The 16176-nt window shown below is 68.7% G+C and carries 15 protein-coding genes and 2 tRNA genes; 7 read left to right on the forward strand and 10 right to left on the reverse strand.

The window, feature by feature from the left end:
• Positions 1-291 precede the first annotated feature (291 nt).
• Both FS845_RS11885 and FS845_RS11890 read left to right on the forward strand, forming a co-directional pair.
• A complete protein-coding gene (locus FS845_RS11885) occupies positions 292-909 on the forward strand; it encodes a hypothetical protein (RefSeq protein ID WP_144634927.1) in 618 nt (205 codons plus the stop codon).
• Positions 906-2318, forward strand: a complete 1413-nt coding sequence (locus FS845_RS11890) for a phospholipase D-like domain-containing protein (RefSeq protein WP_144634930.1) — start codon at positions 906-908, stop codon at positions 2316-2318. The genes FS845_RS11885 and FS845_RS11890 overlap by 4 nt, the downstream gene beginning before the upstream one ends.
• A 129-nt stretch (positions 2319-2447) precedes the next feature.
• Here the strand turns inward: FS845_RS11890 and FS845_RS11895 are convergent, their stop codons facing one another.
• From FS845_RS11895 to FS845_RS11905, 3 genes are all read right to left on the reverse strand, one after another.
• Entirely contained in the window at positions 2448-4127 is a 1680-nt protein-coding gene (locus FS845_RS11895) for an FMN-binding glutamate synthase family protein (protein ID WP_144634933.1), read from the reverse strand.
• A 180-nt stretch (positions 4128-4307) separates the two neighbouring features.
• Positions 4308-5534 carry a YeeE/YedE family protein gene (locus FS845_RS11900; protein ID WP_144634938.1) on the reverse strand — a complete coding sequence of 409 codons (1227 nt, stop codon included), beginning with the start codon at positions 5532-5534 and terminating at the stop codon, positions 4308-4310.
• 72 nt (positions 5535-5606) lie between these two features.
• Positions 5607-6890, reverse strand: coding sequence for an arsenic transporter (locus FS845_RS11905; RefSeq protein ID WP_144634943.1), 1284 nt, complete (start codon positions 6888-6890; stop codon positions 5607-5609).
• Positions 6891-6991: 101 nt separating this feature from the next.
• On the opposite strand from FS845_RS11905, the gene FS845_RS11910 reads away from it, so the two are divergent.
• Positions 6992-7432 carry a GNAT family N-acetyltransferase gene (locus FS845_RS11910; protein ID WP_144634948.1) on the forward strand — a complete coding sequence of 147 codons (441 nt, stop codon included), beginning with the start codon at positions 6992-6994 and terminating at the stop codon, positions 7430-7432.
• Between the two features lie 13 nt (positions 7433-7445).
• Here the strand turns inward: FS845_RS11910 and FS845_RS11915 are convergent, their stop codons facing one another.
• The 6 genes from FS845_RS11915 to FS845_RS11940 form a co-directional block, all read right to left on the reverse strand.
• Entirely contained in the window at positions 7446-8720 is a 1275-nt protein-coding gene (locus FS845_RS11915; RefSeq protein WP_144634955.1) for a c-type cytochrome, read from the reverse strand.
• Positions 8721-8731: 11 nt separating this feature from the next.
• Positions 8732-9418 carry a c-type cytochrome gene (locus FS845_RS11920; RefSeq protein ID WP_144634958.1) on the reverse strand — a complete coding sequence of 229 codons (687 nt, stop codon included), beginning with the start codon at positions 9416-9418 and terminating at the stop codon, positions 8732-8734.
• Between the two features lie 243 nt (positions 9419-9661).
• Complete coding sequence (locus FS845_RS11925) at positions 9662-9799, reverse strand: DUF2474 domain-containing protein (protein ID WP_144634963.1); 138 nt, start codon at positions 9797-9799, stop codon at positions 9662-9664.
• Positions 9799-10806: a cytochrome d ubiquinol oxidase subunit II gene (gene cydB, locus FS845_RS11930; RefSeq protein WP_144634968.1), complete on the reverse strand. Its 1008-nt coding sequence runs from the start codon at positions 10804-10806 to the stop codon at positions 9799-9801. The genes FS845_RS11925 and cydB overlap by 1 nt, the downstream gene beginning before the upstream one ends.
• Position 10807: 1 nt before the next feature.
• Positions 10808-12223, reverse strand: coding sequence for a cytochrome ubiquinol oxidase subunit I (locus FS845_RS11935; protein WP_144634973.1), 1416 nt, complete (start codon positions 12221-12223; stop codon positions 10808-10810).
• A 273-nt stretch (positions 12224-12496) separates the two neighbouring features.
• Positions 12497-12581 (reverse strand) — tRNA-Leu (locus FS845_RS11940).
• A gap of 129 nt (positions 12582-12710) precedes the next feature.
• Here FS845_RS11940 and FS845_RS11945 point away from each other — a divergent pair.
• The 4 genes from FS845_RS11945 (at position 12711) to FS845_RS11960 (ending at position 15828) form a co-directional block, all read left to right on the forward strand.
• Positions 12711-13499, forward strand: coding sequence for a tRNA-uridine aminocarboxypropyltransferase (locus tag FS845_RS11945; protein WP_260986270.1), 789 nt, complete (start codon positions 12711-12713; stop codon positions 13497-13499).
• 149 nt (positions 13500-13648) lie between these two features.
• Complete coding sequence (locus tag FS845_RS11950; RefSeq protein WP_260986258.1) at positions 13649-14260, forward strand: CDP-alcohol phosphatidyltransferase family protein; 612 nt, start codon at positions 13649-13651, stop codon at positions 14258-14260.
• Entirely contained in the window at positions 14257-14883 is a 627-nt protein-coding gene (locus FS845_RS11955; RefSeq protein WP_144634984.1) for a lysophospholipid acyltransferase family protein, read from the forward strand. The genes FS845_RS11950 and FS845_RS11955 overlap by 4 nt, the downstream gene beginning before the upstream one ends.
• Before the next feature lie 15 nt (positions 14884-14898).
• Positions 14899-15828 (forward strand): phosphatidate cytidylyltransferase, encoded by a 930-nt coding sequence (locus FS845_RS11960; RefSeq protein WP_144634988.1) that lies wholly within the window; start codon positions 14899-14901, stop codon positions 15826-15828.
• Between the two features lie 221 nt (positions 15829-16049).
• Here the strand turns inward: FS845_RS11960 and FS845_RS11965 are convergent.
• Positions 16050-16134, reverse strand: a tRNA-Leu gene (locus tag FS845_RS11965).
• Positions 16135-16176: the final 42 nt, after the last annotated feature.

Raw genomic sequence — 16176 nt, forward strand, 5'->3', positions numbered from 1 at the left:
CCGATCTGCGGTCGTCTACCCTGGCGAACTTGTCGTCTTATTCTCCGTGGGCGATTTCTTATTCTCTGTGCTTATTGTGCCTGCCGGGCCAGTCGGAGTGTCAAGCGGGCGTAGTCGGATTGCAAAGGACTTTTACGAAATGCGGCGGGCAAGCCGGTGTTTCGCTTGCCAGAAATACCGTGCTACGGCTCGTTGCCATTCATCAGGGCGCGCCAAAGCGGCATTGGTAAGAATAAGGCCATCGTGTTGCGGCACTGCGTCTGCCGCGGCAGCACTTGCCAGGAGGCTTGTATGTCCACCATCGTTGTTGCCCGGTTCGATAGTCTTGCGTCGGCTCGCAGTGCGGCACATGCCCTGGTTGCGGACGGCTTCGCGGAAGAGGCGGTCAGCATGTTCCATGGCGAGTCGTCCGTGGGCGATGCGGGCGAGCACAGCCTGCGGGGCGGTCCCGACCTGGGCACGGCCGTGGGGCGCAAAGGCGCCGTCTCGGTCGTTGCCGCGGTGTCCGCGCTGGGCGCATTGATCGGCACGGCACTGTTCTCGTTGCCGCAATGGAGCGACGGCATGGCCTTGGCGGCCGGCGCCGCTGCCGGCGGTTATCTGGGCGCGCTGCTGGGAACGCTGTGGATGGTGGGCGCCCTGCCGGGACAGGCGGGCGGCCTGAACAGCGGCCTGTTCGGCAAGACCATACTGGTGGCCGTGCAGGTGCATACGGCCGGCGTGCCGATGGTGACGGCGCTGCTGCGCGACGCGGGCGGCGTGCATGTCGCGCAGGCACGCGGCCCGTGGCAGGTGGCGGATTACTGGAAGCCCGCCCAGCAGCCCGTTGAAAAGGAAAAGGCACGGGTGTGGCGTCCCGTCGCCGCGGTGCGGCCCGCCGCCGCGCGCCGCACGCAGTGGCAGCCTTGAGTGCCACGGGTGGCGCGTCCTTCCTGACTCTGCTGGCGCGCTGCGGCGCGGCGGGGTTGATAGCCCTGCTCGCGGCCTGTGCCAGCGTTCCCGACACCACTTTACTTCGCGAGCGCGGCCAACAGGCCGCGCGTTCGAAGGACATCGGCTGGCAGAGTTATGAGCGCGGTCGCGACCTGGCGAGCAAGCACGCAGGTGCGCAGGGCGCGGGCAGCCAGAAGGACTTCCTGGCGCATCACCTCGAAGTGGAGCAGGCCGTCAGCGGCGTCCCGCTGGTGGCAGGCAATCAGGTGAAGCTGCTGGAGGATGGGCCCACGGCGTATGGCGCCATGCTGCGCGCCATCGGCCAGGCGCAGCGCTACGTCCACATGGAGACCTACATCTTCGACGACGACGAGGACGGCCGCCGGTTCGTCGACGCGTTGATCGCGGCGCGCCAGCGCAACGTCGAAGTGGCGCTGATGGTGGACGCGGTGGGTACGATGAACACCTCCGAAGCGCTGTTCAAGCAGTTGCGCGACGCGGGCGTGCAGGTGGCCGTATTCAACCCGCTCAATCCCGTCGAGGCCCGCGCCGGCTGGTCGCCTAACGAGCGCAACCATCGCAAGGTGCTGGTGGTGGACGGCCACATCGGATATCTGGGCGGCATGAACATCAGCGGCGTGTATTCGTCGCGCGCCAGCAGCGCCTCGGGCTCGGGCGGCGGCAAGAGCGAGGCGCCGTGGCGGGACACGCACGTCGAGATCCGCGGGCCCGGCGTGGCGCAGCTCGAGCAGGTGATCCGCGACGGCTGGGCCTCGCAGAAAGGGCCGCCGCTGACCGAATGGATCACCGCCGCGCCGCCGCCCAGCCAGGGCGACCTGACGGTGCGCATCCTGGCCAACCAGCCCGACGACGCCGACGGCTACACGGTGTACCTGACCATGATGTCGGCGTTCGCCAGCGCACGCCAGTCCATTCACATCACCATGGCGTATTTCGCGCCGGACCCGGCCTTCGTGGAAGTGCTGGCCGATGCCGCGCGGCGCGGCGTGGACGTGGCGATGGTGCTGCCCGGCTTCAGCGATTCGTCGCTGGTGCTGTATGCGGGACAGTCGCACTATGGCGACCTGCTGCGGGCGGGCGTGAAGATCTACGAGCGGCGCGACGCGCTGCTGCATGCCAAGACGGCCGTGGTGGACGGGGTATGGTCCACCGTCGGCTCCAGCAACATGGATTGGCGCAGCTTCGCATTGAACTACGAGGTGAACGCCGTCATCCTGGGCAGCGCGTTCGGCGCTGAAATGGAGGCCATGTTCAAGCAGGACGTGGCCAACGCCACGCCCGTGGATCTGCAGGCCTGGGAAGACCGCGGAGTGGGCGAGCGCGTGATGGAGGGAGTGTCGCGGCTGTTCGAGCGGTGGCTGTGACGGCGCCGCCGAGGCCGGCCAACTGGGCAGGATGCACCGCGCCCGGCAATGCCTGACCAGACGCGCTGCGGGAGGCGCAAGCCTTCCGCTTGCATGGCTGCGTACCTGCGCGCCTGGGTGCCCGGCACCTCAGGCCGCGACGGGTTGCAGCGGTTCCGTCGGCTCGTCGGGGCGGTTCAGCTGCGCCAGGGCCGACGTGATGTCGGTTGCGGGCTGGAACGAGTCCGCGCGTGCCATGCCCCAGCCCACGCGATAGACATCGTGGCGGAACTCGCCGCGCAGCAATTCGCCCGGCGCCAGTTCGGGAAAGATCGCCGACAGCAGCTTCACTTCGGATGACGACACGCGCCGCGCGATGTGATGCGGGCGCAGCTGGCTGGGATGCGTGAGGCCTGCGGCCCCGATCAGTTCGGCCAGTGCGTGCAGCGTGTTGCGATGGAAGTGCGCCACGCGCTGCGCCTTGTCCGGCACGACCAGCGCGCGTTGCCGCACGGGGTCTTGCGTGGTGACACCGGTGGGGCACTTGCCCGTGTGACAGGCCTGCGCCTGGATACAGCCGATGGCGAACATGAAGCCGCGCGCCGCGTTGCACCAGTCGGCGCCCAGGGCCATGGCGCGCCCCATGTCAAAAGCGGTGATGATCTTGCCCGAGGCGCCGATGCGGATGCGTTCGCGCAGGTTCACGCCGATCAGGGTGTTGTGCACCAGGCGCAGCGCCTCTCGCAGCGGCGTGCCGACGTGGTCGACGAATTCGACGGGGGCCGCGCCCGTGCCGCCTTCCGCGCCGTCGACCACGATGAAGTCGGGCGTGATGCCGGTTTCCAGCATGGCCTTGACCATGGCGAACCATTCCCACGGATGGCCCATGCAGAACTTGAAGCCCACGGGCTTGCCGCCGGACAGCTCGCGCAGGCGCGCGATGAAGTGCATCAGGCCGATGGGCGAGTTGAACGCGCTGTGGCTGGACGGCGAGTTGCAATCGCGCCAGGGCTGCACGCCGCGCGCATCCGCGATCTCGATGGTGACCTTGCTGCCGGGCAGGATGCCGCCATGGCCGGGCTTGGCGCCCTGCGACAGCTTGATCTCGATCATCTTCACCTGCGGCAGGCTGGCGTTGCGCACGAAGGCTTCCTCGGAGAACGCGCCATTCTCGTCGCGGCAGCCGAAGTAGCCCGAGCCGATGTTCCAGACCAGCGCGCCGCCCGGCTCGCGGTGATAACGGCTGATGCCGCCTTCGCCGGTGTCGTGCGCGAAGTTGCCCTGGCGCGCGCCTTCGTTCAGGGCCAGCACGGCATTGGCCGACAGCGCGCCGAAGCTCATGGCCGAGATGTTGAAGGCCGACATGGAATACGGCTGGCGGCAGTCGGGGCCGCCGATGTTGACGCGGAAGTCCGCGTCGGCCACGTGCGCCGGCGTCATCGAGTGGTTGATCCACTCGTAGCGGTCGCCGTAGACGTCTTCCTGCGTGCCAAAGGGGCGCTTGTCGATCTCTTCCTTTGCGCGCTGGTAGACGATGGAGCGCTGCGCGCGAGAGAACGGCGCGGCCTGCGTGTCGTCTTCCAGGAAGTACTGGCGGATCTCGGGCCGGATGAATTCGAACAGGAAACGCAGATTGCCCAGCACCGGGTAGTTGCGCCGGATGGCGTGGCGCGTCTGGATCATGTCGTACACGCCCAGCACCGCCAGCGCCGCCAGCGGCACGGCCGCGAACAGCCACCAGGCCGACACGGCCACGGCCAGCGCCAGCGTGACGACGGCACCTATTAGTATCAATGCAAAGGCCGTGAAGCGGCCGGCGATCCAGCTCATCCCATCTCTCCGGTACGAGGATGGGGGCCACCTTACCAGATGCGGATCACGGCAGATACTGCCGGAAGGCGCACGGACAGTGTGGGCGCCGCACCGGCCGCGCGGCCCTGGCGATACGACCGGGCCGATCGCCGTGCCATCGAACCCGGCCCGCCTACGCGGCCCGGCCTGTACCCCCGTTCAGCAGCTGGACGGGGACGGCGTTTTCTCGACCGCCAGCCCGAAGGCGGGACGCAGGCGCACGCCGAGGACGTTGCCCACGAAGGCGGCGGGCAGCCACAGCCAGGCATGCAGGCTGCCGGACAGGATGCCGCTGAAGTAGGCGCCGATGTTGCAGCCGTAGGCCAGGCGCGCGCCGTAGCCCAGCAGCAGGCCGCCGATGACGGCGCCGGCCAACTGGCGTGCGGGCACCTTCCAGACGGGGGCGAACTTGCCGGCCGCCGAGGCCGCGGCCAGCGCGCCCAGCATCAGGCCGATGTCCATGACGGTGGTGACGTCCTGGCGCAGCGGCGCGGCCAGGGCGGCCTGCTGCTTCGTCCAGTACGCCCAGCTGGCGACGTCCATGCCCAGGCCGTCCAGCGTCTTGGCGCCCCACAGCGCGAACGCCGAGGTAATGCCCCAGGGCCGGCCGGCCAGCGCCAGCGTGGCGAAGTTCAGCGCGACCAGCGCCACGCCACCCCAGATCAGAGGCCAGGGCCCGCGCAGCAGCGACGCGGGTCGCGAGGTGCGCGCGGCGAACGAGACGAGCTGGCCGTGGCGGCGCTTCTCCAGCACGGTGGATAGCCAGGCGATGGCCGCGAACACGGCCAGGTTGGCCAGCAGCGCAGTGGGCACGCCCCAGGCCTTGACGAGCGAGGTGGGCGGCAGCGCCGGCAGAGCGGACCACCACGAAAAATGCGCCGTGGCCAGCACCGAGCCGATGATGAAGAACACCAGCGTGACGATCATGCGGGTGTTGCCGCCGCCGACGGCGAACAGCGTGCCGGACGCGCATCCGCCGCCCAACTGCATGCCGATGCCGAACAGGAAGGCGCCCAGCAGCACCGAGACGCCGGCCGGCGACACCAGGCCCGCGACGGGCTGGCCGAACAGCGTGCCGGCCGCCAGGAACGGGAAGAACAGCAGCACGCCGACGGCCAGCATGGCCATCTGCGCGCGCAGCCCGGCGCCGCGACGGTCGGCGACGAAGACACGCCAGGCCTGCGTGAAGCCGAACGACGCGTGGTACAGCGTGACGCCCAGCAAGGCGCCGGTGATCCACAGCGCGCTCTGGCGCCAGCCGACGGATTCCAGCAGGTAGGCCGCGCCGGCCAGGACCAGCAGCAGGGCGATCCAGAGCGGCTTGCGGTTGATGCGGATCGGCGGCAAGGCCGACGGGAAGGGCAGTGTCGAGGCGGTTTGATTCATCGAGGCAGTCTACCTACCGCATCTAATTTCTCAAAATAATCAAATTTGATTTTTTAATTTCTTTTGGAAATATCAATATTGCAGCCGCCACGCCAGCGCGGCAAGCGTCACCAGCAGCACCGGCAGCGTCAGCACAATGCCCACGCGGAAGTAATACCCCCAGCCGATGGTCAGCCCCTTGCGGGCCAGCACGTGCAGCCACAGCAGCGTGGCCAGGCTGCCGATGGGCGTGATCTTGGGGCCCAGGTCGCTGCCGATCACGTTGGCATAGATCATGGCGTCGCGCACGGGGCCCGTTGCGCTGGTGTCGGCGATGGACAGCGCGCCCACCAGCACGGTGGGCAGGTTGTTCATCACCGAGGACAGGAAGGCGGTGATCAGGCCCGTGCCCATGGCCGCGCCCCAGACGCCGTATTCGGCGCAGCGGTCCAGCAGGGTGGTCAGGTAGGAGGTCAGGCCGGCGTTGCGCAGGCCATATACCACCAGGTACATGCCCAGCGAGAAGACGACGATGTGCCAGGGCGCCTCGCGCATGATGCGGCGCGTGCCGACGATGTGCTGGCGTCCCGCCACCAGCAGCAGGCCGGCCGTGCCGGCGGCGGCGATGGCGCTGATGGGGATGCCCATGGGCTCGAGCACGAAGAAGCCCACCAGCAGCAGCGTCAGCACCACCCAGCCGGCGCGGAACGTGACGGGATCGCGCACGGCGCTGCGCGGATCGGGCAGCTGGGCCAGGTCGTAGCGGTCGGGGATGCCGCGCCGGAAGAACAGCATCAGCACGGCCAGCGTGGCGGCCACGGCCGCGACGTTGACCGGCACCATCACGGCCGCGTACTCGCCGAAGCCGATGCCGAAGAAATCGGCCGAGACGATGTTGACCAGGTTGGAGACGATCAGCGGAATGCTGGCGGTGTCGGCCACGAAGCCCGCCGCCATCACGAAGGCCAGCGTGGCGGCCGGCGCGAAGCCCAGCGCCAGCAGCATCTCCATGACGATGGGCGTGAGGATGAGCGCCGCGCCGTCGTTGGCGAACAGGGCGGTCACCACCGCGCCCAGCAGCACGATCAGCACGAACAGGCGCCGGCCGCTGCCCCCGCCCCAGCGGGCCACGTGCAGCGCCGCCCATTCGAAGAAGCCGGCCTGGTCCAGGATCAGGCTGGTGATGATGATGGCGATGAAGGTGGCCGTGGCGTTCCAGACGATGTGCCAGACCGCGCCGACGTCGCTCCAGTGCACCACGCCGGTCAGCAGGGCCAGCGCCGCGCCGATGCAGGCGCTCCAGCCGATGCCCAGCCCGCGCGGTTGGGCGATGACGAGCACCAGGGTCAGGGCGAAAATGGCGATGGCGAGCGGCATGGTGCGGCGTGCGGAAGGAAAGCCGCGATGGTAGCGTGTTTCGCGCGCGGCGGATCGCTGTCAGAATCGCGCCCTTGTCATCGCATCGAAGGAGTTCGCCCATGTCCAACAGTTCGCCCGCTGCCCGCATGGTCGTCGACGCCTGGGAACGCCTGCGCGACGATGCCAGCGTGGTGCGGCACGCGGTGTTCGTGGTCGAGCAGTCGGTGCCGGTCGAGATCGAGATGGACGACCAGGATGCCGTGTCGGTCCATGCCGTGGCCTACGATGCCGAGGGCAGGCCCGTGGCCACCGGCCGCCTGTTGCCAGACGGCCATATCGGTCGCATGGCGGTGATGGCGCGCACGCGCGGCGCGGGCGTCGGCGGACAGGTGCTGCGGGCGTTGATCGAGCGGGCGCGCGCCCAGGGCCACGCCGAGGTGGCGCTCAATGCCCAGACCCATGCGCGGGCCTTCTACGAAGGCCATGGTTTCGTGGCGGAGGGCGACGAGTTCGTCGAGGCGGGCATCCCGCACGTGTCGATGCGGCTGGCGCTGGACTGAACCCGGCCTGCCGTCAGTTCGCCGACGCCGACTCCCGTGCCCGCTTCACCTCCAGCGAGGTCACCGCTGCCGCCGAGTTCCCCCAGCTGTTGCGGATGTACGTGACCAGCAGCGCCGTGTCGTTGTCGTTGAGCACCTGCCCGAACGGCGGCATGCCGTGCGGCCGCGGGTTGTCCGCGGTGGGCGCGGCGAAACCGCCCTCCAGCACCATGCGGATGGCATTGATGGGCGACGGCGCCGTCACGGTCGGATTTCCCGCCAGCGGCGGCCAGGCCTGCGTGCTGCCTTCGCCCGATGCCTGGTGGCATTGCGCGCAGTGCTGGGCGTACAGTTTGCCGCCGGCTTCCAGCGCCGCGGGCTGCGGGGCCGTGGTGCGCGGCGCCTGCGTGGCGGGCGCCAGGCTCTTCAGATAGACGCCGATTGCCAGGGCGTCGTCGGCGCTCAGGTGCTGTGTGCTGCCCTGGACCACTTCGGCCATCGGGCCGCTGGCCGTGGAGTGCGCGGCCATGCCGGTGCGCAGCAGCGCGGCGATGTCTTCGGCGGACCAGTTGCCCAGGCCCGTGGCGGGCGAGCCGCTCAGCGCCGGCGCATACCAGTCCAGCATCGGGATCAGGCCACCGCCTAGGGCGGCGCCGTCCACGGTGGCGCCCATGCCATTGCGCGGCGCATGGCAGGCCGCGCAATGGCCCATGCCCTGCGTCAGGTAGCGCCCGCGGTTCCATTGAGCCGGGCGGTCCGCGTCGTCTTCCAGCACGCCCGGCGTGAAGTACAGCACGCGCCAGGCTGCCAGCAGCGGCCGCTGGTCATACGGGAAGCGCAGCTCGGGGGCGCGGCTGGCCTGGCTCACCGCCGGTATCGTGCGTAGATAGGCATACAGCGCGTCCGAATCCGCGCGCGACACGCGCGTGTACTCGGTATACGGAAAGGCTGGATAAAGCAGCGTCCCGTCGCGCGACTTGCCGTTGTGCAACGCGTTCCAGAACTCGTCCGCGGTCCACGCCCCGATGCCGGTCTGGGCGTCGGGCGTGATGTTGGGCCCGTACAGCGTGCCGAACGGCGTGGGCACTGGCGTGCCGCCCGCATACGCCTTGCCGCCGCGCGCCGTGTGGCAGGTCATGCAGTTGCCGACCAGCGCGAGGTAGCGGCCGCGTTCGAGCTGGGCGGCGGGATCGGTGGCGGGCACGGAAGGCGGGCCGGCGTCCTCGCGCGTGCCCAGCCAATACGTGGCGCCCGCGGCCGCCGCGATCAGCAGCAGCAAGGCCAGCAGGATGCGTGCAATCAGTCTCATGGGAGATCCGTTCAGCGTTGTGACTGGCTGCCGCATTGCGCGGGCAGGGTGGCCGAACCGGCGGGCTCGGGCGCGTAGCCGGGTTCGACCGGCTGCGATGACAGCCAGGCCGATACCGCGCTGATGTCCTCCGGCGTGAGCTTGCTGGCCACCTCGGCCATGCAATCGGGGGCCGCGGCCTGGCGGCGGGCATTCTTCCAGCCGCCGATCTGCGACACGAGATAGTCGCGCGGCAGGCCCAGCAGGCCGGGGATGGCCGGCTGCATGCCGCCCAGGGCGGCGCCGTGGCAGGCCGCGCAGGCGGCCAGGCCGCGCGCGGGGTCGCCCTGCGTGACCAGCATGCGGCCATGATCGAGCTGCACCGCGGGCACGTTCGACGACGCCGCGGCCGGATAGGGCACGTGCTGCTGCGCGAAGTAGCCGGCGATCTCGTGCAGATAGGCGTCCGGCAGGTTGGCCAGCAGGTGCTGCATCGGGCGGTACTGGCGGCGCCCGTCGCGGAAGTTCAACAACTGGTGGTAGAGGTAGTCCTGCGGCTTGCCGGCCAGGCGTGGGTAGTACCCGTCGCTGCCGGCGCGGCCCTGTTCGCCATGGCAGGCCGTACAGGCCGCGACGCGCGCGGCCATGGTGCCGGGCTGCAGGACGGCTTTGGCGTCGGCGTCTGCCGCGCGGGCGGGCGCGGCGGCGAGGCAGGCCATGATGGCGAGTGCGGCGAAAAGTGCGGCGGCCGGCACCGCAGCGGCGCGGGCCAAGGGCGGCGTGAGGCTGCGTCGGCGCGCAGCGCGGGGCGTGCAGGGGGCGTTCGGCATCGGCATTGTCGTTATGGCGCCGGCGGAGAGCCGGCTTGGTATGGGGAACTGCCGGGCACTAGCATACGATGCATTGCCCGGTCGGTACAGGCGCGGTGCGCGCCCTCACAGGGGGCGTGGGGTGCCCGATCATCAGGCCGTCATGCCCGCCGCACCCATGAGCAAGCGCAATCCATACGCCGCCAGCCCGAGCGCGGCCACGCTGGCCGCCCAGATCAGCACCAGCCACAACAGGCGGCGCGGCCAGTTCGGCGCGTAGCCGGGCCGCATCAGTGGTACCCCTCGCCGGCCCGCACCTTGCCGCGGAACACGTAATACGACCACGCGGTGTACATGAGGATGATGGGCACGATCAGTAGCGCGCCCACCAGTGCGAACCCCTGGCTTTGCGGCGGACCGGCCGCGTCCCAGATCGACAGGCTGGGCGGCACGATGGCGGGCCACAGGCTGATGCCCAGCCCGCTATAGCCCAGGAACACCAGGACGAGCGACAGCACGAACGGACCGCCATGCGGCGTGCCGCGCAACTGGCGCAACAGCATCCAGCCGGCCGCGGCCACCAGCACGGGCACGGGCGCGAACCAGATCAGGTTGGGCAAGGCGAACCAGCGCTGCGCGATGCCGGGCTGCGCCAGCGGCGTCCAGATGCTGATGGCCGCGATCACCGCCAGCAGCGCCCAGGTCAGCACGCGCGCGTGCCGGACCATGCGCCGCTGCAGCTCGCCCTCGGTCTTCAGGATCAGCCAGGTGCTGCCCAGCAGCGCATACGCCAGCACCAGCCCCACGCCGGTGAACAGCGGGAACGGCTGCAGCCAGTCCAGCGGCCCGCCTGCATAGGTTCCATTCGCCACCGGAATGCCTTCGATATAGGCGCCCAGCGTGACACCCTGGAAAAAAGCGGCGACGAACGACCCCGCCGTGAACGAATTGTCCCAGAACGGCCGGTGGCGCTCGTCCGCCTTGAAGCGGAACTCGAACGCGACGCCGCGGAAGATCAGCCCCAGCAGCATGGCCACCAGGGGCAGGTGCAGCGCATCCAGGATGATCGCGTAGGCCAACGGAAATGCCGCCAGCAGGCCCGCGCCGCCCAGCACCAGCCAGGTTTCGTTGCCGTCCCAGACCGGCGCAACGGTATTGACCATCACATCCCGGTCGTCGTGGCCGGGCGTGAAAGGAAAGAGAATGCCGATGCCCAGGTCGAACCCGTCCATCACCACGTACATCATGATGCCGAACAGGATGATGGCGGCCCAGATCAGAGAAAGATCGATGCCCATGTCAGGCTTCCTCTTGAGTGGCGGTGGCGGACGCCGCCGACAGCGGGCGCATGGGCTGGCGCGGTTCACCCGGGCCGCCGCTCAGGGGCGCGTGTCCCGGCGCCGGCGTGGGGCCCATGCGGATCAGGCGCAGCACGTACGACACCCCCGCGCCGAACACCAGCAGGTACGACGCCACGAACACCGCCAGCGTCAGCGCGAGATCGCCGGTGGCGTGCGGCGTGGCGGCGTCCGCCGTGCGCATCACCCCATAGACGATCCAGGGCTGCCGTCCGATCTCGGTGGTGTACCAGCCCGCCAGGATGGCCACCACGCCGGCCGGCCCCATCAATACGGCAAAGCGTTGCAGCGCCCGCGACTGATAGAGCGTGCCGCGCCATCTCGCCCAGGCCGCCCACAGGCCCAGCCCGATCATCAGCAGTCCCAGGCCGACCATGATGCGGAAGGTCCAGAATACGATGGTGGAATTGGGCCGGTCTTCCTTTGGAAACGCCTTGAGCCCCGCGAACTGGCCATCCCAGCTGTGCGTGAGGATCAGGCTGCCCAGGCGGGGGATGTTCACGGCGTAGCGCGTGGTCTCGTTCTCCATGTCCGGGATGCCGAACAACGTCAGCGGCACGCCCTTGCCGGGCTCGTTCTCCCAGTGCCCTTCCATGGCGGCGATCTTGGCGGGCTGGTGCTCCAGCGTGTTCAGGCCATGGAAGTCGCCCACCACGGCCTGCAGCGGCGCGACGATCACCAGCATGCCCATCGCCATGGCGAACATCTTGCGCACGGACTTGCTGCGGTCGCCGCGCAGCAGGTGCCACGCGGCTGCGCCGCCCACGATCAGCGCCGTGGCCAGGAATGCCGCCAGGCTCATGTGCGCCAGCCGGTACGGAAACGATGGGTTGAAGATGACCGCCAGCCAGTCCACGGGCACGACGCGGCCGTCCTGGATGTCATAGCCTGCCGGCGTGTGCATCCAGCTGTTGGAGGCCAGGATCCAGGTCGTGGAGATCAGCGTCCCGATGGCCACCATGACGGTGGACAGGAAGTGCAGCGCGGGTCCGACGCGCGACCAGCCGAACAGCATGACGCCCAGAAAACCCGCTTCGAGGAAGAACGCGGTGAGGACTTCGTACGCCAGCAGCGGGCCAGTGACGCCGCCGGCGAAGCGGGAAAAGCCGCTCCAGTGCGTGCCGAACTGATAGGCCATCACCAGTCCCGACACGACGCCCATGCCGAAGTTGACGGCGAAGATGCGCAGCCAGAAGAAGTACAGGTCGCGGTAGACCTGCCTGCGTGTCCGCAGCCAGCATGCTTCCAGAACCGCCAGATAACTGGCCAGGCCGATGGTGATGGCCGGGAAGATAATGTGGAACGAAATGGTGAAGCCGAACTGTATGCGGGCGAGCAGGAGCGCGTCGCTGTCCATCTGGGTGCTCCGGTGTGCGCGGCGGCATGACGCCGCCGCGCGATGCGCGTGGATCTGGCGGGGCGTGAATCCGCACGCGGCGTGCCCGCGTGGACGCGGCAGGAGCGGGAAGGGGGAATGCGCCGCACGTGCGAGCGCTCGGACGGCGCAATGATCCGCAGGCGTGGATCCTGTGCGGCAGGATTGGCCCGGAAAGCAAAAAAGCCACGCGGTTGCGTGGCTTCTTGCTGTGCCGACTTGGTAGTGTCGGCCAAGCTGCGGGTACTAAAGCGGTGGTGCCCAGGAGAGGACTCGAACCTCCACACCTTGCGGCACATGGACCTGAACCATGCGCGTCTACCAATTCCGCCACCTGGGCACTGTGATTCCGCAAGCGTTTCGTTTTTCGCGATTCGCTGTGTCATCAGCAGAGGAACGAGATTATGCACACGTTTTTTGGTTTGTGCAAGCGGCTGGCGTCTTTTTTCAAAATATTTATAGTTCGGCCATGAGTCGACCCGCTTGCTCCCGCTGCGCCCGCCCGCTGACCCGCTGCCTATGCCCGATGATTCCCTCGCTGCCCAGCCGCACGCGGGTAGTCGTGCTGCAGCATCCCGGCGAGGCCCGCCATGCCCTGAACACCGCGCGCCTGGCCGTGCTTGGCCTGCGCAACGCGCGGTTGCTGGTGGGAGATCGGTTCACATCGGATGCCTGGCGGACGCCTGGCTACGTGCCGCATCTGCTGTTTCCCGGTGCCGCGGCGCGCATATTGGTTCGGGGCGACGGCAACATGATTTCCGGCGGCGAAAGCCGCGATGGTGGCGACGGCAACGGCATTGTCGAAGGCCACGGCGGCAGTAACGGGGACGCTCAAGGCAACTGCGGCGCCCACGATGGCGGCGCCACCAAGGGCCATGGCCACGGCAGCGAGGAAGCCTGCTGCGAATGCGCAGCGCCCTCGCCACGGCCCGCCGCGCCTTGCCTGCTCGTCGTGCCCGATGGCACCTGGCGCCATGCGCGCAATCTGCTGCGGCTCAATCCCGAATTGGCCGAGCTGCCGCGCGTCGCGCTGCCGGCGGGTTCGGTGTCGCGCTATCGTGTGCGGCAGGCGCGCGAATCCGGTGCGCTGTCCACGCTGGAAGCCATCGTGCAGGCGCTGAACGCACTGGAGGCGCAGGCTGCGTTCGACGCGCTGCTGCGGCCCTTCGATGCGCTGGTCGATGGGCAGATCGCCGCCATGGGCGCGGACGTGTACGAACGCCACCACGTGCGTCGGGCGGGCGCGCGGTCGCGATAGCGCGTCGACGGTGTGCTCGCCAGCCGCGTCGCGGAGGCTGCACGGCGTGCGGCGATCCGGCGTCCCAGGATTTGTGAGGCCGCGCGGCGATCGGCATAATGCTTCGCGGGTCCGACCAGACAGGGGTGGCGCGCATGGAACGCAGGGCAGTGTCTTCACGGTCTAACGCCATTATCCGGGGCATGGCCCGGCGGCTGGCCACCACGCGCGTCACGCCCAACCAGATCTCCGTTGCCAGCGTGGCCGCCTCGCTGCTGGCTCCATTGGGCCTGCTGGCCATCGGCGGGCCGGGCGGCGCGTCGCTGGCCATCCTGGGCATCCAGCTGCGCCTGCTGGCCAACGTGCTCGATGGCCTGGTGGCCGTCGAGGGCGGCAAGGGCTCGGCGATGGGCGCGCTGTACAACGAGTTTCCCGATCGCCTGGCCGATTCGATCATTTTGGTGTCGCTGGGCCATGCCGCGCAAAGCGTCGAACTGGGCTGGCTGTGCGCGCTGCTGGCCGCGCTGACGGCGTACGTGCGGGTCTTCGGCGGCGCGATGGGCCAGCCGCAGCGGTTCCTGGGCCCCATGGCCAAGCAGCATCGCATGGCGGTGGCCACCGTGGCATTGGCCGCGGCGGCCTGCGCGCCGCTGGCGCCGTCGTTTCCCCTGGATCCCGCCGCCTTGCGCATCGGGCTCATCATCATCGCGGTGGGCTCGGCCTGGACCTGCTGGACGCGCACGCGCGCCATCGCCGCCGGCCTCACCGAGGAGGCGCAATGATCCAGCGCGGGCGTAGCTATCGCGTGCTGCGCGAGCTGCTGTGCGGACTGGTGCGTTTCCTGGTCGGGGCGTATCCCAGCGGGGACATGCCGCCGGCGCATCGGCAGACCCTGTATTTCGCCAACCACACCAGCCACCTGGATACGCTGGTGATCCTGGCCGCGTTGAAGCTGCGTGCCCGCTCGCGGGTGCGGCCGGTGGCCGCGCGCGACTACTGGTGCAAGACCAACGGCCGGCGGTGGGTGGCCGAGAAAATTCTGAACGTCGTCTTCATCGACCGGCAGCGCGCCACCGGGGGCGACCCGCTGGCGCCGGTCCGCCAGGCGTTGGAAGAGGGCGCCTCGCTGATCTTCTTTCCCGAAGGCACGCGCGGCGATCAGGAACTGCCCGGCGCCTTCAAGAGCGGCCTGTACCGGCTGGCGCAGGAGTTTCCGGCCATGAACCTGGCGCCCGTGTACCTGGAGAACCTGCATCGCATCCTGCCCAAGGGCGCGCTGCTGCCGTTGCCGCTGATCAACAAGGTGCACTTCGGCCCGGTGCTGGCGCGCGTCGACGATGAATCCAAGGAAGACTTCCTGGCCCGCGCCCACGAGGCGGTCACCCGCCTGTCGCCCGGCCATTGAGATGGAATGGAATCCATGAATACCGATTTCTGGCGGCTCGCCCTGGGCATCATCGGCTTCCTGGCGGCATCCACCGTGTTCAGCCATATCCTGGTCTGGCGAGTGGGCCGCGACAATCCCACCATTCGCAACCTGGCCGAGCGCGTCGATGCCTGGTGGCTGCTGGTGGGCATCGGCATTCCGGCCATCGCGGCGGGCCGCGCGCCGGCCATCGTGCTGTTCGCGTTCGCGTCCTTCCTGTCGCTGCGCGAGTTCCTCTCGCTGACGCCCACCCGGCCGGGCGACCGGCCCGCGTTGTTCGCGGCGTTCTTCGTCGCCATTCCGGCGCAGTACGTCCTGGTGGGCGCGAACTGGTATGGCCTGTTCGCCATCTTCCTGCCGGTATATGGCTTCCTGGTGATCTCGGCCCTGACCGCCGTGGCGCAGGACACCCAGCACTATCTGGAGCGCACCGCCAAGATCCAATGGTCCGTGATGGTGTGCGTGTATGGCATCAGCCATGCGCCCGCGCTGATGTTCCTGGACATTCCCGGCTACGACGCGGCCGACGGCGTGCTGCTGCTGTTCTTCCTGCTGGTGACGCAGATTTCCGACGTGCTGCAGTACGTGTGCGGCAAGCTGTTCGGCCGGCACAAGCTGGCGCCGGCGCTCAGTCCCAGCAAGACCTGGGAAGGCCTGATCGGCGGCGGCCTGCTGGCCACCGCGGTGGGGACGGCGCTGTATTCCTTCACGCCCTTCCGGCCATGGCAGGCCGGGTTGCTGGCGCTGGCCATCGTGGTGGCGGGCGTGATCGGCGGCCTGGTGCTGTCGGCGGTGAAGCGCTCGCTGGGCGCCAAGGACTGGGGGGCAAGCATTCCCGGGCATGGCGGCATGCTGGACCGCATGGACTCGATCGCGTTCGCCGCGCCGATCTTCTTTCACCTGACGCGGTTCTGGTACGGCTAGGGCGGTTAGGCGGAGCGCGGCAAGCGCCAGGGCCGTGCGCCGCAAAACCCGGCGCCAGCAAAACAACACCCGCCGGAAAAACAAAAAGCCCGCATATGAGGACGTCTTGAGAGAGCGTCTTATAAGCGGGCTTACATCGGTGACTTGCCAACACGAGCTGGCTTCGAGAGGCGCGGCGCATATGCATGAACCGTTGGTAACCGCCTTTCGATGAATGCGGGTGGTGCCCAGGAGAGGACTCGAACCTCCACACCTTGCGGCACATGGACCTGAACCATGCGCGTCTACCAATTCCGCCACCTGGGCACTGCATCACTGCTTCTACTACTGCTTTTCTGTTTATCAAGG

The sequence above is a fragment of the Bordetella genomosp. 13 genome (genome assembly GCF_007679965.1).
Taxonomy (GTDB): Bacteria; Pseudomonadota; Gammaproteobacteria; order Burkholderiales; family Burkholderiaceae_B; genus Bordetella.